This window comes from Phreatobacter sp. GW821-FHT04C01 (genome assembly GCF_059420385.1).
In genome coordinates this window covers 320,172-339,343 of record NZ_JBWKTP010000009.1, presented here as the reverse complement: position 1 = coordinate 339,343, position 19,172 = coordinate 320,172, and the positions used below count along the sequence as shown (strand labels likewise).

The window sequence follows — 19,172 nt, the reverse complement described above, 5'->3', positions numbered from 1 at the left end:
TAGATTATTTTGATCCCTTAATCCCACTGTTCCTACTGACACGGGCAGTTGGGGTGAAGGTGACCTACAAAGCACAAATACACAGCTCTACGGAGTAATTTTCCTTCTTAGCTTCTTGGCGATGAGGGTGTCGCGGAATCGAAAGTGCTCGACAGATTGGCGACCGGAACCCTCATCCGCGACCTCGACCTCAGCCGCTCCCGGGCCGGCACCTGCACCGCCGGCGGCGGCGGAATAATCGCCGCCAAACGGCCGATCACTGGATTGGGCGTGTGATCGAGCGCCGCACCCGACGCTGCGTCGACGCCCATGCCGATGAGGCCGCCGAGCAGCAGGTTGCCGGCGAAGCTGGTGCCGCCTTCGCGCGAGACGGTCGTCTTGACGTCGACGACGGTGGGCTGGAAGCCCTCGCGGGTGAAGGTGGCCTGGAATTCCTTGTTGCGGTCCATCGGCATGGAGCAGGGGGCGGTGCAGGTGTGGCCGAGCGAGGTGGTGACGACGGCGCCGCTGGGTTCGCTGGTGAAATGGACCTGGTTGGTGGTGCCGCGGATGGCGGTCGCACAGCCGCCCATCATCGTCGCGGCGAGCGCGACGGCCAAAAGATTACGCATACTCAATTCCCCCCGGGCGTGCGCCTTTCGCGCTCCGCTACCGCAAGGTTAGCAAAGGGTGAAGGGGGTGCGTCAAGGAGAAACGGGGTGGGGAGGGGAGTGTTGTTGCGGTTTTGAGACAGATCTTGTGACCGATGCGCGCGGAGGGCCGGAGGGCGCTTTGCCCTGCAACTCCTGGATCCCCTTTCCCTCGCTGCGCTCAGCCGGGGGTGACGTATGGTGATTCAGGCGCGGGGTTCGGAGGGGTTGCGCCCCTCACCCGGCGCCTGACGGCGCCACCCTCTCCCTATGGGGGAGGGTTGGGTGGGTTGCGCGTTTTGGGCGAGGGGCGGCGCGTCGGGCGAGGGGGGGATGGGCAGGGGGGCCCTTTGCCCCGCCTTCGGCTCAGCGCACTTCGCCGGGGGCGACCCAGAAGGTGGTGGTGCCATGGGTCACCTTGACGGCGCGGTCCGGGCCGTTTTCGGTGAAGCTGACGCGGGTGCCGGCGGCGACGGGTTGGCAGCGGACATAGAGGAAGCCGCGGGCTTCGGTGGTTTCGGCTTCGGTGATGGTCTCGCCGGCGGCGAGGCGTGTGCTGCGCCAGGCGATCATTTGCGCCACGGGCTGGGCGGTGGGGCAGCCATAGACGCCGGCGGCGATCGTGCCCTGGCGCTCCTGGGCGAGGGCCAAAGACGCCGACAGCGCCAGCAGGCCGAGGGCCGCGACCACGGGTGTTCTCATCGATATCGTCATGTCCGTTCCATTGCTTGCCGATCCGGCCGCGCCTCGCGCCGCCCCATCGGGCCGCGCGAGGGCGGGCGCGCTTGATGCCCTGGAAAATCTGCGCGGATATGACGTTACGGCATGTGATGTGTTTCCGGGTCGAAACAGGTGCTTGGCCGGCTGCCGCCGCATGGCGCGAAGGCATCGGCCGGGCCGCCCTTAGTGTCACTGCTTACTGGTGGCCGGGGCGCCAGTGGTTATGGTCCGGCCAGGTGGTCGGGTTCCCGCGAAAGGCTCCAGATCAGGTCTCGCGTCGCGGCGGCATGCCGAAGCGGCGCGACGGTTTCACCGGGTCGAGAGCAAGCGCCTGCCATGAGCGACAAGTCGATTATCGGACTGTCACGCCTGATGGCGCTGCAGCAGGCGGTGGACAGTATCGCCAACAATGTCGCCAACCAGGGCACGGTGGGCTTCAAGGCCGAGCGGCTCAATTTCCGCGAATATCTGTCGGCGGAACGGGAGCGGCCGGACGAGGACTGGCCGGCCCGGCGCAGCTCGCTGGTCGATATCAGGAGCTTCACCGATTTTTCCAGCGGGCCGGTGAGTGCGACCGGCCATCCCCTGAACGCGGCGGTCGCCGGCGACGGCTTTTTCGTGGTGCAGACGCGGGCCGGCGAGCGCTATACCCGCAACGGCGCGTTCCAGGTCGATCAGGCCGGGCGGCTCGTCACCAATGCGGGCGATCCGGTGCTGACGGCGAGCGGGCCGCTGACCCTGTCGCCGCAGGACCAGGCGCCGTCGATCAGCGCGGATGGGTCGATCATCGCTTCGGGCAAGGTGGTCGGCCGGCTGCGTGTGGTGCGTTTCGCCGATCCGCGCGGCCTGTCGCCCGAGGGCGGCAACCTGTTCCGCGCGGCCCGGCCGCCGGAGGAGGTCGCGGTGGGCGCGGTCCGGCTGGTGCCGGGCAATCTGGAAAAGGCCAATGTCAGCGCGGTCATGGAAATGAGCCGCCTGATGGAGGTGAGCAATGCCTATAAGCTCACCGCCGCGGTGGTGCTGAAAGAGGATGCGGATAACGAGCTCGGGCGTCTCGCCGGCACGGAATAAAGCGGGGCGCAGGCGGCAGATTTTTTTGGTCAGCGAATCTCGTTGGGCGCCACCCAGAAGGTGCGGCGGCCCTGGGTGACTTTGACCGGGCGGTTCGGCCCGGCCGGGCTATAGCTGACGCGGGCGCCTTCCTCGACCAGCCGGCAGTCGCGGTAGATCCGCTGGTGGGCCTCCTCGCGCTCGCCATTGTCGAGGCCCTCGGGCCCGACCGGCTCCTTCGATGCGCGCCAGGCGAGCATTTGCGCCACTGGTTCCGGCGAGGGGCAGCCATAGACCTCGGAGCCGACGCGGCCGCGGCGCTCTGCGGCGGTGGCCGGCGCGAGCGACAGCGTCAGCAGGGCAAGCGCGGCGGCGAGGGGCTTCAGCATCGGTCATTCCCAGGGCATGGCGGGCAGGGCCGGGATGTGCCGGGGGAAACGGGCGAAAACGGGGCGTGGGGACGCGATGCAAGGCGGGGTTGCGGCGCGTACTGGACAGTTGGTCTGGAAATGGCGAACTTCGGATCGCTGATGGGGGCCGCCGCTGATGGCGGACAGGGGATGACGGCATGGGTCTGTGGGCGCGTCTGAAGATTGCCTTGCGGGTGGTCGCCGACATGCACGCGCAACGTCCCCGGCACAGGATGTTCATCGCGAAGAGTCTGGCATTGGAGGGGCAAGCGCTACGGCTGCGCATGACGGCAACTGAATATCGCGGGCACTACAGCTTCGGGCTCTGGTGCGACGACGAGGCGGGCTCGCGGGTCTGCACGATGACCGAGGCCGATATCATGGGGCTGCGCGTGCTGTTGGACCAGCTGGCGGCGGATGTGCGCGACGATCAGAGACGCATCAACACCTTCGCGGCGGATTGACTGCCGGTAGCGCGTCAGGCGGACAAGGGATCCAGCCCGGGCGGCGATGGGCCCACCTCCCCCCGGCGGGGGGAGGTCGGCGCGCCAGCGCCGGGAGAGGGGGAATTGCAGATTCAGAACAAAGCGCTGCGCGCGCCGCGTGGTGATCTTTTCGGCGAGCGCCCAGCCCCCTCTCCCGGCCTTCGGCCGACCTCTCCCCGCTGGGGAGAGGTGAAGGTGCTGGTTCGCGTGCGCGCCCTTTCGCGCGAAGAGAGCGCGTGTTCCGCCGGCTCCGTGCCCGCGGCCGTTCGTTCCTCGGCTCACGCCCCGGACTTCAGCTGCGCCGGGTCGATCGGCAAGGTGCGGATGCGCTTGCCGGTGGCGGCGAAGATGGCGTTGGTCACCGCCGGGCTGACGGCCGCGGTCGCCACTTCGCCGATGCCGCCGGGGGCTTCGGCGCTCCTCACCAGATGGGTCTCGACCACCGGTACTTCGTCGATGCGCATGGGCAGGTAGCTGTCGAAATTGCCCTGCTCGACCCGGCCGTCCTTCAGCGTGATGGCGCCGTGCAGCGCGGCGGTGAGGCCGAAAATGGCGCCGCCCTGCACCTGCGCCTCCACCGTGTCGGGATTGACCACCAGGCCGGCATCGACCGCGCAGGTGAGGCGGTGGACGCGCACCTGGCCGTCGGACGCGACCTCCACTTCCGCCGCCAGCGCGACATAGCTGCCGAAGGCGAATTGCACGGAAATGCCGCGGCCGCGCCGGGCCGGCAGCGGGCCGCCCCAGCCGGCCTTTTCCGCCGCCAGGTCGAGCACGGCGAGCGCCCGCGGATTGTGGCCGAGCAGCGCCCGGCGATAGGCCAACGGGTCCTGGCCGGCGGCTGCCGCCAGCTCGTCGATGAAGCTTTCCACCACGAAGACATTGTGGGTGGGGCCGACGCCGCGCCACCAGGAGGTGGGAATGCCCGGCGGCTCCACCCGGACATAGTCGACATGAATGTTGGGGAAGGCATAGGGCGGCTCGGCCGCGCCCTCCACCGCGTCGGGGTCGAGCCCATTGACGAAGGCGGCGGGGATATAGCGCGCCATGATCGACGAGCCGGCGACGCGGTGGGTCCAGGCCACCGGCTTGCCCGCGGCATCCAGCCCCGCGGCGAGCCGGTCGTAATAATAGGGCCGGTACATGTCGTGCTGGATGTCCTCCTCGCGGCTCCAGACCACTTTCACCGGGCCCTGCACCTGCTTGGCCACCTTCACCGCCAGAATGGTGCCGTCGACATCCAGCCTGCGGCCGAAACCGCCGCCGAGCAGGTGATTGTGCACCTTGATCTTGTCCTTGGGCAGGCCGGTGACCGCGGCCGCCGCCGCCACCGTGAAGGTCGGCACCTGCGTGCCCACCCAGATGTCGCAGCCGTCGGGCCGGACATGCACGGTGCAGTTCATCGGCTCCATCGTGGCATGGGCCAGGAAGGGCAGCTGGTAGACCGCTTCGAGCCGCTTGGCGGCGCTGCCCAAGGTCTTGGCCGCGTCGCCCTCGTTGCGCGCCACCACGCCCGGCTGGCGCGAGGCCTCGTCGAGCTGGCGCACGATATCGGCGCTGGAGACCTTGGCGTGGGGGCCGTCGTCCCACTGGATATTGGCGGCGGCGAGGCCTTTCTTGGCGGCGCCCATATGGTCGGCGACGACCGCCACGGCCTCGTCGATGACGACCACCTGGCGCACGCCCTTCACGGCGCGGGCGGCGGCCTGGTCCACCGTCTTCGGCTTGCCGCCGAAGACCGGCGAAACGGCGATGGCCGCGATCGCCATGCCGGGCACCTTCACGTCGATGCCGTAGAGCGCGTCGCCGGTGACCTTTTCGGCGGCGTCCAGGCGCTTGGCCGGCGTGCCGATCAAGCTGAAGGTTTTCGGGTCCTTCAGCGGGGCATTGGCCGGCAAGGCCAGGGCCGCTGCGGCTTCCGCCAGTTCGCCGTAACCCAGATGGCGGGTGCCCGCGCCGTCCGAGACCACGCCGTGGCGGGCCCGGCAGGTCGCGGGCTCGACGCCCCATTGCCTGGCCGCGGCCATCACCAGAAGCGTGCGGGCATTGGCGCCGGCTTGGCGCAGCGGTGTCCAGAAGCCGCGTACCGAGGTGGAGCCGCCGGTCATCTGGGCGCCGAGCAGCGGATTGCCGTAAAGCTTGTCGTCGGGCGGGGCATGTTCGAGTTCGACCTCGCCGAGATCGACCTCCAACTCCTCGGCCAGCAGCATGGCGAGCGCGGTATAGGTGCCCTGGCCCATTTCGACCATGGGCATGACCAGGGTCACCGTGCCCTGGTTGTCGATGCGGATGAAGGCATTGGGGGCGAAACCGGGGCCGCCTTGCGCATGGGCCGCGGTGAGGCCGGCGGGCATAGCGAGCGCGACGATCAGGCCGGCGCCGGATTTCAGGATGTCGCGGCGGTCGAGGCGGGGAGCGAGCGTGGTCATGACCTTCTCCCCCTCAGGCGGCGGCGTGGTGAATGGCGGCGCGAATGCGCTGATAGGTGCCGCAGCGACAGACATTGCCGGTCATGGCGGCATCGATATCGGCATCGGTCGGTTTCGGCGTCTCGGCCAGCAGGGCGGCCGCCGACATCAGCTGGCCGGACTGGCAGTAGCCGCATTGCACCACTTCGAGATCGAGCCAGGCCTGTTGCAGCGCCTTGCCCTTGGGCGTCTCGCTCAGGGCCTCGATGGTGGTGACCTTGGCTGTGCCCAGGCTCTCCACCGGCGTGATGCAGGAGCGCGTCGCGACGCCGTCGACATGCACGGTGCAGGCGCCGCAGAGCGCCGCCCCGCAGCCGAACTTGGTGCCGGTCAGCCCGATGACGTCGCGCAGCACCCAGAGCAAAGGCGTGTCGCCGTCGACATCGACGTTATGGGCGGTTCCATTGATGGTGAGGGTAAAAGCCATGGCTGCCTCGCGGAGCTTCAGGGAGATTGGAAGCGCTCCAACATAGGCTGGCGGCCAGGTGATGGCAGCCGGCGCGGGGCCGTGCTCGCGAAGAGTTGTAGGGGCGGGGGCGGTGGGCGGGGCGAGCTTTGGCCGCGCGCCTCAAAGGGACCCTACGTCACCCCCGGCGAGCGAAGCGAGGGAAGGGGGTCCAGAGGTGCAGGGCAAATTGTTTGACGCAGCGAAATCACCTCGATGCCATGCGCTCAGATCGCGGCCCGGCGGCCCCTGGGCCCCCTTCCCTCGCCTCCGCAGAAGCAAGGGCTTCTGCTCCGGCTCGCCGGGGGTGACGTCGGGTGGTTCGGGTGTGTCGCTTGCCGCGGTTTCGGCCCATGCCTGTGCGAACGAGGCAGCAAACCGGCTTGATTTCCAAGCCCCCACGAAGGGATGGTGGGCCCTAGGTAGCGCAAGGCCGGAGGAGGCCCCACCCTGTATTACGTGTACATGATGGCGAGAGACCGTAACGGTACCCTTTATGTCGGCGTCACCAACGATATCGCGCGGCGCGCCTATCAGCACCGGACCGGCGCAGGTGCCGCTTTCACGCGCAAATATGGCGTTCTGAAGCTGGTCTGGATGGAGCCGCACGACAGCATCGTCGAAGCCATCGGTCGGGAGAAGCAGATCAAGGGCTGGAACCGCGCCTGGAAACTGAAGGCGATCGAACGCGACAATCCGCGCTGGGACGATCTCGACGAGAGCTTGAACGGGCGGCCGGATTGAGGGCCGTCCGACCTTTGCGTGGGCCTCGACGGCGCGCGCGAGAACCACGACGTCACCCCCGGCGAGCCAGAGCAGAAGCCCTCGCTTCTGCGGAGGCGAGGGAAGGGGGGCCAGGGCCACTTCACGGCGCCCTCAGCCCATGCGGTTTGGGAATTTCGCGGCGTCGGGGAGGAGCCCTGCAACTCCTGGACCCCCTTCCCTCGCCTCCGCAGAAGCAAGGGCTTCTGCTCTGGCTCGCCCGGGGGTGACGTATCTGGTTCACGCACCAAACCTCGCCGGACGATCGGCCTCGATGGTGCCCCTTATCCCGGCCCGTTGGCGAGCCGCCGTTCCCAGGCATAGGCGTGCTCGACGATCTCGCCGAGGTCTTCATGCGCGGGCACCCAGGCGAGCTTGGCCTTGACGCGCGAGGGATCGGCGACCACGGCGGCGGCGTCGCCCGGGCGGCGGGGGGCGTAGTCGGTGCGGAATTCGACGCGGGTCACCTTGCGCACCGTGTCGATCACCTCCTGCACCGAATAGCCCCGGCCGTAACCGCAATTGGCCACCATGCTGGCGCCGCCGGCGCGCAAGTAGGCGAGCGCGGCGGAATGGGCGCGGACGAGATCGGTAACGTGGATATAGTCGCGCACGCAGGTGCCGTCGGGGGTGGGGTAATCGGTGCCGAAGACGTCCATCTTCTGGCGCAGGCCGAGGGCCGTCTGCACCGCCACCTTGATCAGGTGGGTGGCGTTCGGCGTCGACTGGCCGGTGCGCCCCTTGGGGTCGGCGCCGGCGACGTTGAAATAGCGCAGTACGACATAGGTCAGGTCATGGGCGGCGGCGGCGTCGCGCAGCATCCATTCGGTGACCAGCTTGGAGGTGCCATAGGGGCTTTCCGGCCGGGTCGCCGCGTCCTCGTTCACCGGCATGACCTCGGGCGTGCCATAGACCGCCGCCGTCGAGGAAAAGATGAAGTTCTTCACGCCGGTGGCGACAGCCGCGGCCATGACCGCGCGGGTCTTGACCGTATTGGCGAGGTAATAGCCCAAGGGATCGGAGACCGAATCCGGCACGACGATGCGCGCGGCGAAATGGATGATGGCGTCGGCGCCGTGCTGGCGGATGACCCGCTCGACAAAATCCTGGTCGCCCATGTCGCCGACCACGAGCGTCGCGCGCTTGTCGACCGCCCAGGCGAAACCGGTGGAGAGATTGTCGAGGACGATGACCGGCTCGCCGGCATCAAGCAGTTCGAGGACCATGTGGCTGCCGATATAGCCGGCGCCGCCGGTGACGAGCACTGTCATGCATAACTCCGTTAACCACCCAGCCCAACCTGGCGACCCTCACCCGATAGCCGGGAGAGGTCAAGAAACCGCTAGGAGACCTTGTTGCATTGCAGCGAATGGCTGGTGCCCGGTCAAAGGCATGGCCTCGGGGCTCACGCCGCGGCCGACCGAGACATAACGCAGGCCCGCCCGTTCGGCGGCGGCCGGATCGAACAGGTTGCGCAGGTCGACCAGCAGCGGCGTCTTCAGGCTCTCGCGCAACTGGCCGAGGTCGAGTGTCCGGAACTCCGCCCATTCGGTGATCAGCACGGCGAGATCCGCTTCGCGCGCGGCGGCGAGCGCGCTCTCCGCCATCTGAACGCCGGGCAGCAGCGGCGCGGCTTGCGCCATGCCGGCCGGGTCATAGGCGCGGATGCGTGCGCCCGCCTTGATCAGCCGGGGCAGGATGATCAGGGACGCCGCCGAGCGCATGTCGTCGGTGTCGGGCTTGAAGGTGAGGCCGAGCACGGCGATGGTCTTGCCGGCGACCGAGCCGCCGGCCGCGCGAATGATCTTGCGCACCATCTCGCCCTTGCGCGCATCGTTGACGGCCACCGCCGTTTCGACCGAGCGCAAGGGCATGCCGTGGTCCTGGGCGGTCTTCATCAGGGCCAGCATGTCCTTCGGGAAACACGAGCCGCCGAAACCCGGGCCGGCTTTCAGGAACTTGGCGCCGATGCGGCTGTCGAGGCCGATGCCGCGCGAGACGTGCTCGACATCGGCGCCGACCTCCTCGCAGAGATTGGCGATCTCGTTGATATAGGTGATCTTCAGCGCCAGGAAGCAATTGGCGGCATATTTGATCAGTTCGGCGGTGCGCCGGTTGACGCTGACCAACGGCGCGCCGGCCGCCGTCAAGGGCGCGTAGAGTTCGGCCATCAGGCGGAGCGCCGCGTCGTCCTCGCCGCCGATGACGATGCGGTCGGGACGCATGAAGTCGGCGATGGCGACGCCCTCGCGCAGGAATTCCGGATTGGAGACGACGGCGAAGCGCGCATCGGGACGGATGTCGCGGATGATCGCCTCGACCTCGTCGCCGGTGCCGACCGGCACGGTCGACTTGGTGACGACAAGGGTGAATTGGTCGAGCGCGCCGGCGATCTCGGCGGCGACCGCATAGACGCTGGACAGATCGGCATGGCCGTCATCGGGGCGCGGCGGCGTGCCGACGCAAATGAACACGGCTTCGGATGTGGCGACGGCCGGGGCGAGGCCGGTGGTGAAGGTCAGGCGCCCGGCCGCGACCGTCCCGGCGACCAGAGCCTCGAGACCGGTTTCGTAGATGGGCATGACGCCGCGCTTCAGGGCCTGGATCCGGCCATGGTCGCGGTCGACCACCGTCACCCGATGGCCTGACCCGGCAAGGCAGGCGCCGGTAACGAGACCGACATAACCCGCTCCCACGATGGTGATGTTCATGACGTCGACCCCCGGCGCTGGCGGCGGCTTCGGGACGGGCAGTGAATCGGCCCGAAGGCTGGTCAAAGGTCAGTGCCAGCAAGCCATGACAGGGGGACGACAGGGGGAGCAGCTCCGGCCAAGGCGAAGCACGGGAACCACCGACGTCACCCCCGGCCGAGGCGAAGCCGAGGGGAAGGGGGTCCAGGAGTCGACAGGCCGCGCGATCAGCGCATGCTGTCAGGTGATTTCGCGGTGTCGGGGGAGGGGCCCTGCAACCCCTGGATCCCCTTCCCCTCGGCTTCGCCTCGGCCGGGGATGACGTATGAGTCTGTGGGCGATGGCAGCGCGAGCCTCGAAGGACAGCTGTGCGCCGTGTAGGGCTTTCAGCCCCTTGCGCCCACCACCCGCTTCGGCTTGGCCGCGCTACGCTCGCCGAGGCAGCGCATGGCGATGTCGAGGCTGGCGAGGCCGTCGGCGCCGCCGACGACGGGGGCGGACTGGCTCTTCACCGCATCGACAAAGGCGACCAGCTCGGCGCGCAGCGGCTCGGCATAGGCGACCGAGAGGTGGCGCATGGAATAGCTGCCGTCGGGCTTGTAGTCGAAGCACTCGGTGACCTGGCGGGTGATCAGGTCGCCGGTGATGTATTTGTTGCGGGTGGCGACATGCACCGTGCGCGCCTTGAAGGGGGTGAGCCAGTTGGTGTTGATATGGGCGAGCACGCCCGACTCGGTGCGGAACTGCAAGAGCGCGATGTCCTCGCGCGCCGCATGGATCGAATTGGTCTGCGGCTGGATCTCGGCGATTTCCGAGCCGGTGAACCAGCGGATCAGGTCGATGTCGTGAACCGCGAGGTCGATGACCACGCCGATATCGGACATGCGCGGCGGGAACGGCCCGACGCGGGTGATCTGGATCGACAGGATCTCCTCGTCGGCGACCGCCTGCTTGATCGACTGGACCGCCGGATTGAAGCGCTCGACATGGCCGACCATCAAGGTGACGCCGGCCTTGGCCGCGGCGGCGATGATGCGGGTGCCTTCCTCGACCGACTGGGCGATCGGCTTTTCGACCAGCACATGGACGCCGCGGGCGATCGCCTCGAGCGCGATCGGCGTGTGCAACTGGGTGGGGGCGGCAATGGTCAGGGCGTCGATGCCGGCATCGAGCAGCGCCTCCAGCGTCGCGAAACCGCCGCAGCCGAGCCGGCTGGTGACGAATTCGACCTGTTCGGCATCGGGATCGGCGACGCCGATCAGGCTGACGCCGGCGAGTTCCGAGAAGACCCGGGCGTGGTTCTTGCCCATCACGCCGCAGCCGATAACGCCTACGCGCAGGGGTGCCCCGCCGTCCTGGATCCTGGTCATGCTGGTCTTTTCCTTAAAACGCGCTGCGCCGGGCAAAGGCCGCGGGCGCCCTCCCTATACAGTTTCCCGCGCCGCCCGCGCAAATGGCCCGCCATCACGCTTGCTTACCGATTGCGTCCCCCCGGATACAAAACGGCCGGTGGCGAGCGACCTGTGCGGGGACGACCGGGCGACGGCGGCGGCTCGCCGATTTCGGCGTTGGACAGGCGCGCGCCCGTTCCTTAAACACGTCGCCAACGGTATCGAGGGAGGCGGTCATGCCTGTTCTGGCGGATCTCAAGATCAAATTGTACACCGACGGGGCCGAGAAGGCCTCGATCCTGGAAATGGTGCAGAAGCCGTGGATCCAGGGCTTCACCACCAATCCGTCGCTCCTAAAAAAGGCCGGCGTGGTCGACTACGCCGCCTATGCCAAGGATCTGGTCGCGGCGGTGCCGGACCATCACATTTCCTTCGAGGTGTTTTCCGACGACCTGAAGGAAATGGAAGCGCAGGCGCGCGTCATCGCGACCTGGGGCAAGAATGTCTATGTCAAGCTGCCGGTGACCAATACCGCCGGCGAGCCGCTCTACGACCTCATCCACAAGCTGTCGCGCGAGGGCGTGAAGATCAATTTCACCGCGCTTTATACCGAAGGCCAGGTGAAGGCTTCGGTCGATGCGCTGCGCGGCGGCGCGCCGTCGATCATCTCGGTCTTCGCCGGCAGGCTGGGTGACGCCGGCCACGACTATATGCCGGTCATGAAATATGCCGTGGGCCTGGCGCGCGGCACCGATACGATCGAGGTGATCTGGGCCTCCACCCGCGAGGTCTGGAACGTCATCGAGGCCGACCGCATCGGCTGCCACATTATTACCGCGCCGGCGGATATCCTGAAGAAGCTGGAAGGCCTCGGGCGGGCGGCGGAAGCCATCTCGCTGGACACGGTCAAGGGTTTCCGCACCGACGCGCTGGCGGCGGGCCTGACGCTGAAGGTTTAGTCGCCTGCAGAAAGGTCGGCCGTCCATCTTGGGCGGCCGTTGCATCAGGGGAGGCCGTCCTTCGAGGCTCGCTACGCGGGAGGTGCGAGCGAAGCGAGCCTCGAAGGACGGCCAACCTCGATGCCATATGCTTCGATCCGAAACGATCACTCTCCAACCAGCCGGGCCCCTCGTTGATCAAGAGCATCTTCTCGGTCTCGGCGCTGACGCTGGTCAGCCGCATCATCGGCTTCGTGCGCGATGTGATGCTGGCGAGCGTGCTGGGCGCCGGCACCGTGTCGGACGCCTTCAACGTGGCGTTCCGGATCCCCAACCATTTCCGCACGATCTTCGCCGAAGGCGCGTTCAACGCCGCCTTCGTGCCGGCCTTCGCCAAGGTGGCGGCCAAGCGTGGCCATGACGCGGCGCTGGTCTTCGCCGACCGGATCTTCGCCTATCTGATGATCGTGCAGATGCTGTTGCTGGGCGGCGCGCTCATCTTCATGCCGGCGGTGGTGTCGCTGCTGGCGCCCGGCTTCGTCGGCGACGATGCGCGCTATGGCCTCGCCGTCGAGCTGACCCGCATCACCTTCCCCTATCTTGCCTTCATCTCGCTGGTGGTGCTGGTCGGCGGCGTGCTGAATTCGGTCGGCCGGTTCGCAGCACCTGCCGCCACCGCCATCCTGCTCAATCTCGCGATGATCGTGGCGCTGCTGCTCTCGGGCTATTTCCCGACCGCCGGCCATGCGGTCGCCTGGGGCGTGCTGGTCTCGGGCGTGCTGCAATTCGTGCTGGTGGCGGCCGATGCGCTGCGCGCCAATGTCATGCTGGAATTCCGGCTGCCCAAGGTCACTCCCGAGGTGAAGCAGTTCTGGTCGACCTTCCTGCCGGCGGCGGCCGGTTCGGCCGGCAGCCAGATCGCTGTTTTCGCCGACACCATCATCGCCAGCTTCCTGGTCGACGGCGCCATCACCTGGCTCTATTTCGCCGACCGGATGAACCAATTGCCGGTCGGCGTCATCGCGGTGGCGGTCGGCACCGTGCTCCTGTCGGAAATGAGCCGGCGGATCGCCGCCGGCGACGAGGCCGGCGCGCGCCACGCCCAGATGCGCGCCATCGAGCTGACCCTGGTGTTCACCTTGCCGGCGGTGGCGGCCTTCATGATCCTGCCGGACACCCTGATGGGCGCGCTGTTCGTCCACGGCAAGTTCACCGCGGCGGATGCGCTGCAATCGGCCCGCGCCTTGTCGGCCTATGCCTTCGGGCTTGCCGCCTTCGTGCTGATCCGCACCTTCACCGTGACCTTCCATTCGCGCGGCGACACGCGCACGCCGGTCATCGCCATGGTCATCGCGGTGCTGCTCAATATCGGCCTGAAGCTGGTGCTGATGCGGCCGCTCGGCCATGTCGGCCTGGCGCTCGCCACCGGCGCGGGCGCCTGGATGAACCTGATGCTGCTCGGCTGGTTCGCCCGGCGCCAGGGCCTGATGGCGCTGGACGCACGGGCGAGGCGCGTGCTGCCGCGCCTGCTCATCGCCTTCGTCGTGCTGTGCGCGACGCTGGTGCTCGGCGGCCAGGGCCTGAAGGCGCTGATCGGCAGTGGCGCCGGCGCCGACCGCATCGCGCTGGTCGTGCTGATGGCGCTCGGCGCGGTGGCTTATGGCGGCGCGCTGATCGCCCTGTTCGGCCGCGAGTTCATCCCCGAGCTGAAGCGGCTGCGGCGTGGCGTGGGGACGACGGAAGGGTAAGGGCACGACGTCACCCCCGGCGAGCGAAGCGAGGGAAGGGGGTCCAGGAGCCGACGGGCTGCGCCATCAGCGTTTCGGTCGAACGGATTTCGCAGCGTCGGAGGACCAACTCTGCAACTCCTGGACCCCCTTCTCGCTACGCCCGGCCGGGGGTGACGTAGAGGTTCTCGGGCCAATTTCGGCCGCCCCAATCCCCCTACCGCTTCCGCTCCGTCGGCGTGACGCTGGCATAGGCGATCTGGCCGCCGCGCAGATAGGTCACCTCGACCGGCCGGCCGATGCGCGCCGAGACCATCAGCCGGATGACGTCGTCGGCGCCGGTCACCGGCGTGCCGTCGATGAGCAGCATGACGTCGCCTTCGCGCAGGCCCGCGCCCGCCGCCGGGCCGTCGCTGTCGACGGAGGCGATGCGCGCGCCGCTCTCGGCGCCGAGATTGAGCGCCAGCACCACCCGGCGCGGGATCTGCACCTGCTGGGCGCCGATGCCGAGATAGGCGCGCCGGACATGGCCGTGGCGGATCAATTCGCCGAGCACGACCTGGGCGGTGTTGGAGGCGACCGCGAAACAGATGCCCTGGGCGCCCATGATGACGGCGGTGTTGATGCCGACCACCTCGCCCGCCGACGACACCAGCGGCCCGCCGGAATTGCCCGGGTTGAGCGCCGCGTCGGTCTGGACCACGTCGTCGATCAGCCGGCCGGTCTGGGCGCGCAAGGAGCGGCCGAGCGCCGAGATGACGCCGGCGGTGACGGTCGATTCAAAGCCCAGGGGGTTGCCGATGGCGACCACCAGCTGGCCGCGCTTCAAGGCCTTGGAATCGCCGAGCCTTGCCGCCGGCAGCAAGGCGGGATCGTCGACCCGCACCAAGGCGAGGTCGGTGTCGGGATCGTCGCCGACGAGGCGGGCCGACAATTCGCGGCCGTCCTGCGTCGCCACCTTGATGGCGCGGGCACCGCCCGCCACGTGGCTGTTGGTGAGCAGGAGGCCGTCGGGCGAAATGATGACGCCCGAGCCGGTGCCGGGGCGCCGCAGGTCGCGGCCGGTGACGGTCAGCTTGACCACAGCCGGGCCGACCTGGTCGACCACCTTGATCACGGCATTGGAATAGGCATCGAGCAGGGCGCCGTCATCAATGGCGGCGGAAGGCGGTGACGAAACGCTCGGCGCGTCGTCGTCGAGGACGAAACGGGGGGAAACAGCGAGCATCGGGGCTCTCCTGGATGGGTTGCCCATCAAATAGGGAGGCCCGGGCGCCGTTGCGAGAGGGGCGGCGGGGCGACGGCCCCGGCGACGTGGCCGGCGCGCGCATTGCGCCGTTGCGTCAGGCGGGCCTTGCGCGATGCTGCACCGCCGTTCCATCCTGGCGGCCTACCTCCCGGAGCTTATTCATGACGCCGACGAAATTCGGAATGGGTCAGGCGCTGACCCGCCTCGAGGATGCGCCGCTCTTGAAGGGCGAGGGGCGTTATGTCGCCGACCTCGTGCCCGAGGGGGCGCTGGTCGGGTATGTCGTGCGTGCGCCTTATGCCTTCGCCGACTTCGTCATCACCGACACCTCGGCCGCCCGCGCCATGAAGGGCGTGAAGGCGGTGTTCACCGCGGAAGACCTTGAAGGCATCGGCCTGCTGCCGTGCATGTCGGTGGTGCCGACCAAGAGCGGCAAGCCGATCGTCACGCCGCCCTGGGAGGTGCTCTGCTCGAAGACCGTGCGCCATGGCGGCGACGGCATCGCCTTCGTGGTCGCCGATACGCTCGAGCGGGCGAAGGACGCGGCCGAGGCGATCGTGGTCGACTATAGCCCGCGGGCGCCGGCGATCGACGCGGTCGAGGCGCTGAAGCCGGGCGCGCCGCAGGTCTGGCCGGATATTCCGGGCAATCTCGCAGCCGAAGTGGTGCTGGGCGACGAGGCGGCGACGGAGAAGGCCTTCGCCAAGGCGGCGCGCACCGTCAGCCTGACCGTCGTCAACAACCGCCTGGTCACCAATTACATGGAGACGCGCGGCTGCCTGGTCGAATACGACACGAAGGCGAAGAGCTGGACCCTGACCATGGGCAGCCAGGGCGCGCACGGCGTCCGCAACATCCTGGCCGACAAGATCTTCAACATTCCGAAGGAGCGGATCCGGGTCATCACGCCGGATGTCGGCGGCGGCTTCGGCACCAAGACCTTCATGTTCCGCGAATATCCGCTGTGCATGCTGGCGGCGCAGAAGCTGAAGAAGCCGATCGCCTGGGTGCAGGACCGCGCCGAGCATTTCATGGCCTGCTCGCAGGGCCGCGACAATGTCTCGACCGCCACCGCCGCGCTCGACAAGCGCGGCCGGATCCTGGGCGTGAAGGTGGAGACGGTGGCCGACATGGGCGCCTATCTCTCGCAATATTCGACCTTCATCCCCTATGTCGGGGCGCTGATGCTGGCCGGCGTCTATGCCATTCCGGCCATGCATGTGCACCTGACCTATGCCTATACCAATACCGTGCCTGTCGACGCCTATCGCGGCGCCGGCCGGCCCGAGGCCGCCTATCTGATCGAGCGGCTGATGGACCGCATCGCGCTGGAAACCGGCCTGACGCCGGCCGAGGCGCGCCGGCGCAATTTCATTCGGCCTGACCAGTTCCCCTGGAAGACGCCGGTCGGCCGCACCTATGATTCCGGTGAGTTCGACGGCCACATGTCCCGCGCCATGGAAGTGGCCGGCTGGGACACGATCAAGGACCGGGTGAAGGCCGCGAAAAAGGCCGGCAAGGTGCGCGGCATCGGCATGGCCACCTATATCGAGGCCTGTGGCGGCGGCAACCCGGAAAATGCCTGGCTGACGCTGGAGAAGGACGGCGGCGTGACGCTCCTGATCGGCACCCAGTCGAACGGTCAGGGCCACAAGACCGCCTATGCCCAGGTCGCCTCGCAGCACCTGGACATTCCGATCGACCGGATCACCGTGATCCAGGGCGACACGGCGCTGATCCCGACCGGCACCGGCACCGGCGGCTCGCGCTCGCTGCCGGTCGGCGGCGCCGCCGTCGATCTCGGCGCGCGCAAGCTGGTCGACGTCATCAAGGAGCTGGCGGCCGCCGAAATGGAGGTCGGCATCGGCGACCTCGAGATCGCGGGCGGCGAGGTGCGCGTGGTCGGCACCGACAAGGTGCTCAGCTACGACAGAATAGCCAACTTGCCCGCCGCCAGCGACAAGCTGAAGACCCACGGCACCTGGACGCCGCCGGAGCCGACCTTTCCGAACGGCACCCATGTCGCCGAGGTCGAGATCGATCCGGACACCGGCGTGACCGAGATCGTGGCCTATACGGTGATCGACGATTTCGGCGTGACCATCAACCCGACCATGCTGGCCGGCCAGGTCCATGGCGGCATCGTGCAGGGCATCGGCCAGGCGCTGCTGGAGCGCACGGTCTACGACAAGGAGAGCGGCCAGCTGCTCACCGCCTCGTTCATGGACTATGCCATGCCGCGCGCCGACCACATCCCGAACTTCCACTTCGAGACACGCAACGTGCCCTGCGTGACCAACCTCCTCGGGGTGAAAGGCGCGGGCGAGGCCGGCACGATCGGCGCCTGCCCGGCGGTGATGAATGCGGTGGTCGACGCGCTCTGGCGGGCCTATGGCATCAAGGAAATCGACATGCCGGCAACCCCGCAACTGGTCTGGGCGACGATCCAGGAGGCGGTGGCGGCGAAGAAGGTCGCCTGAGGGCAGGGGCAGGAATTCGGTGAAGCGAGAGCCGCGGGCCGAAGGGTTCGCGGCTTTTTTTCGGGCCGGCCGGTCTGGATGCCTGGTCGCACGAGAACCACCACCCTCACCTCTCCCCGGCGGGGAGAGGTCGACCCGAGCGTAGCGAGGGGCGGGAGAGGGGAGGGGCGTTCGACGAGAAGACGCCATGCGAGAGCCTCAGGGTCTGTTCGGAGAGACCTGTTCCCCCTCTCCCGCCGCTGGCGCGGCGACCTCTCCCCGCCGGGGAGAGGTGGGGCGGTGGACCGTCTTCCGCGTCGTGCTGCGCTGCGCCCGCCATGGCGCGCGCCCTGCCATGCCCTTGACGGCCTTGACGTTCATTCCATGATGCGGGAGAAATTGTCTCGTATAGTGGAATGAATCCGAGACAGGTGGCGGCGATGGATATGACCCAGGTTGCCGCCGCCCTGCTGAGCGCGATGCTGCACGCGGGCTGGAATGCCGCGGTGAAGGCGAGCCGCGATCCGGCCCGGGCGATGACCGCGCAAATGGTGCTGAGCGCGGCTTTCACCGTGCCGGGGCTGTTCTGGTCCGGCCTGCCGGCCAACGGCGCCTGGATCTGGATCGCCACCTCCACGGTCATGAACATTCTCACCGTATCGGCGCTGCTGCGCGCCTATGAGCTTGGCGGCTTCGGCATCGTCTATCCGATCGTTCGCGCCCTGGCCGTGCTGGTGGTGGTGCCGCTGGCCGCGGGCTTTGCCGGCGACCGGCTGGGCCCGGCGGCGCTTGCCGGCATCGCCGTCATGACCCTGTCGCTGGCGGCGCTTGCCTATGACGCCGCGCGCGACCGGGCGGTGACGGGCCAGGCGCTCGCCTGGACCCTTGCCGCGGGCCTCGGCACGGCGGCCTATATCCTTTGCGACGCGCAAGGGGTGCGCGCGGCGGGATCGCCCTGGGCCTATGGCTTCACCGTCGCGCTGACCAATGCCGCGGCCATGTGCTGGCGCCGCCGCCGCTCGGGCTCGCCCTGGACGCAGCTCGGCGGGCAATGGTCGGTCGGCGTGCCGACCGCGCTCGCCGCCATGGTCTCCTATCTGCTCATTCTCTGGGTCTGGAGCCATGCGCCGATCGCGCCGGCTTCGGCCTTGCGCGACACCAGCGCCATTTTCGCGATCCTGATCGCGGTCCTGTGGCTGAAGGAGCCGTTCACCCGCACGCGCATGGTGGCGGTGCTGCTGGCAGCCGCGGCCGTGCCGCTGCTGCGCCTGGGCTGAGGCCGGCCCGCACGGCAAGGCGCGGGCCGGCGGCGTTCAGGTCACGGGTTGCGCGCGCGCACCGCGTCGATGCTCAGCGGGCCGGGGCCGGCGAAGGTCAGGTAGAAGAAGACGAAGCAATAGAGGATCGCCAGGTTGCCGTTGTTCTGGATCGGATAGAACGAGCGCGGGTGATGACCCATGAAATAGGCGAAGGCCATTTCGCCGGCGACGATGAAGGCGACCGGGCGGGTGAGCAGGCCGAGCACCAGGAGAATGCCGCCCACGATCTCGATGGCCCCGGCGAACCAGATCAACGAGAACAGCGCCGGTGCATTGGGCGAGGCCATGGGGAAGCCGATGAGCTTGACCAGGCCGTGCTGCAGGAACAAGAGGCCGGCGATGATCCGGAGCAGGCTGAGCACGGTGGGCGCCCAGGAATTGAGGGTGGAGGTCAGGCGGTCCATGGTTCTTCTCGTGTCCTGGGTCTGGT

17 protein-coding genes are annotated in these 19,172 nt (G+C 68.2%); 7 read left to right on the top strand and 10 right to left on the bottom strand.

Annotated elements, in window-relative coordinates:
- Positions 1 to 107: 107 nt before the first annotated feature.
- Both AC07WJ_RS29105 and AC07WJ_RS29100 read right to left on the bottom strand, forming a co-directional pair.
- Positions 108 to 611, bottom strand: coding sequence for a translation initiation factor 2 (locus AC07WJ_RS29105; RefSeq protein ID WP_494938198.1), 504 nt, complete (start codon positions 609 to 611; stop codon positions 108 to 110).
- A gap of 384 nt (positions 612 to 995) precedes the next feature.
- The gene (locus AC07WJ_RS29100) at positions 996 to 1,343 is read right to left on the bottom strand and encodes a hypothetical protein (protein WP_494938197.1); all 348 of its coding nucleotides are present in this window, start codon (positions 1,341 to 1,343) and stop codon (positions 996 to 998) included.
- 342 nt (positions 1,344 to 1,685) lie between these two features.
- On the opposite strand from AC07WJ_RS29100, the gene flgF reads away from it, so the two are divergent.
- Positions 1,686 to 2,420 (top strand): flagellar basal-body rod protein FlgF, encoded by a 735-nt coding sequence (flgF, locus tag AC07WJ_RS29095; protein WP_494938196.1) that lies wholly within the window; start codon positions 1,686 to 1,688, stop codon positions 2,418 to 2,420.
- Positions 2,421 to 2,449: 29 nt separating this feature from the next.
- Here flgF and AC07WJ_RS29090 read toward each other — a convergent pair whose 3' ends face one another.
- Positions 2,450 to 2,788 carry a hypothetical protein gene (locus AC07WJ_RS29090; protein ID WP_494938195.1) on the bottom strand — a complete coding sequence of 113 codons (339 nt, stop codon included), beginning with the start codon at positions 2,786 to 2,788 and terminating at the stop codon, positions 2,450 to 2,452.
- A gap of 179 nt (positions 2,789 to 2,967) precedes the next feature.
- On the opposite strand from AC07WJ_RS29090, the gene AC07WJ_RS29085 reads away from it, so the two are divergent.
- A complete protein-coding gene (locus tag AC07WJ_RS29085) occupies positions 2,968 to 3,273 on the top strand; it encodes a hypothetical protein (protein ID WP_494938194.1) in 306 nt (101 codons plus the stop codon).
- A gap of 299 nt (positions 3,274 to 3,572) precedes the next feature.
- On the opposite strand, the gene AC07WJ_RS29080 is transcribed toward AC07WJ_RS29085, so the two are convergent.
- Together AC07WJ_RS29080 and AC07WJ_RS29075 are read right to left on the bottom strand one after the other, a co-directional pair.
- A complete protein-coding gene (locus AC07WJ_RS29080; protein WP_494938193.1) occupies positions 3,573 to 5,723 on the bottom strand; it encodes a xanthine dehydrogenase family protein molybdopterin-binding subunit in 2,151 nt (716 codons plus the stop codon).
- A gap of 13 nt (positions 5,724 to 5,736) precedes the next feature.
- Positions 5,737 to 6,189: a (2Fe-2S)-binding protein gene (locus tag AC07WJ_RS29075; protein WP_494938192.1), complete on the bottom strand. Its 453-nt coding sequence runs from the start codon at positions 6,187 to 6,189 to the stop codon at positions 5,737 to 5,739.
- Positions 6,190 to 6,672: 483 nt separating this feature from the next.
- On the opposite strand from AC07WJ_RS29075, the gene AC07WJ_RS29070 reads away from it, so the two are divergent.
- Complete coding sequence (locus AC07WJ_RS29070; RefSeq protein ID WP_494938191.1) at positions 6,673 to 6,951, top strand: GIY-YIG nuclease family protein; 279 nt, start codon at positions 6,673 to 6,675, stop codon at positions 6,949 to 6,951.
- Between the two features lie 302 nt (positions 6,952 to 7,253).
- Here the strand turns inward: AC07WJ_RS29070 and galE are convergent, their stop codons facing one another.
- The 3 genes from galE to AC07WJ_RS29055 form a co-directional block, all read right to left on the bottom strand.
- On the bottom strand, positions 7,254 to 8,240 hold the full coding sequence (gene galE, locus AC07WJ_RS29065; protein ID WP_494938190.1) for a UDP-glucose 4-epimerase GalE: 987 nt from the start codon (positions 8,238 to 8,240) through the stop codon (positions 7,254 to 7,256).
- Between the two features lie 60 nt (positions 8,241 to 8,300).
- The gene (locus tag AC07WJ_RS29060; RefSeq protein ID WP_494938189.1) at positions 8,301 to 9,680 is read right to left on the bottom strand and encodes a UDP-glucose dehydrogenase family protein; all 1,380 of its coding nucleotides are present in this window, start codon (positions 9,678 to 9,680) and stop codon (positions 8,301 to 8,303) included.
- 365 nt (positions 9,681 to 10,045) lie between these two features.
- Positions 10,046 to 11,029: a Gfo/Idh/MocA family oxidoreductase gene (locus AC07WJ_RS29055; protein ID WP_494938188.1), complete on the bottom strand. Its 984-nt coding sequence runs from the start codon at positions 11,027 to 11,029 to the stop codon at positions 10,046 to 10,048.
- 257 nt (positions 11,030 to 11,286) lie between these two features.
- On the opposite strand from AC07WJ_RS29055, the gene AC07WJ_RS29050 reads away from it, so the two are divergent.
- Entirely contained in the window at positions 11,287 to 12,009 is a 723-nt protein-coding gene (locus AC07WJ_RS29050) for a transaldolase (RefSeq protein WP_494938187.1), read from the top strand.
- A gap of 173 nt (positions 12,010 to 12,182) precedes the next feature.
- Positions 12,183 to 13,736 carry a murein biosynthesis integral membrane protein MurJ gene (murJ, locus tag AC07WJ_RS29045; protein ID WP_494938186.1) on the top strand — a complete coding sequence of 518 codons (1,554 nt, stop codon included), beginning with the start codon at positions 12,183 to 12,185 and terminating at the stop codon, positions 13,734 to 13,736.
- Positions 13,737 to 13,932: 196 nt separating this feature from the next.
- On the opposite strand, the gene AC07WJ_RS29040 is transcribed toward murJ, so the two are convergent.
- Complete coding sequence (locus AC07WJ_RS29040) at positions 13,933 to 14,943, bottom strand: S1C family serine protease (protein WP_494938185.1); 1,011 nt, start codon at positions 14,941 to 14,943, stop codon at positions 13,933 to 13,935.
- Positions 14,944 to 15,125: 182 nt separating this feature from the next.
- Here AC07WJ_RS29040 and AC07WJ_RS29035 point away from each other — a divergent pair, with 182 nt between their 5' ends.
- Both AC07WJ_RS29035 and AC07WJ_RS29030 read left to right on the top strand, forming a co-directional pair.
- Positions 15,126 to 17,444: a xanthine dehydrogenase family protein molybdopterin-binding subunit gene (locus AC07WJ_RS29035; protein ID WP_494938184.1), complete on the top strand. Its 2,319-nt coding sequence runs from the start codon at positions 15,126 to 15,128 to the stop codon at positions 17,442 to 17,444.
- Positions 17,445 to 17,863: 419 nt separating this feature from the next.
- A complete protein-coding gene (locus AC07WJ_RS29030; protein ID WP_494938183.1) occupies positions 17,864 to 18,700 on the top strand; it encodes an EamA family transporter in 837 nt (278 codons plus the stop codon).
- Between the two features lie 41 nt (positions 18,701 to 18,741).
- On the opposite strand, the gene AC07WJ_RS29025 is transcribed toward AC07WJ_RS29030, so the two are convergent.
- Positions 18,742 to 19,146, bottom strand: a complete 405-nt coding sequence (locus AC07WJ_RS29025; RefSeq protein ID WP_494938182.1) for a DoxX family protein — start codon at positions 19,144 to 19,146, stop codon at positions 18,742 to 18,744.
- Between the last annotated feature and the right edge of the window lie 26 nt (positions 19,147 to 19,172).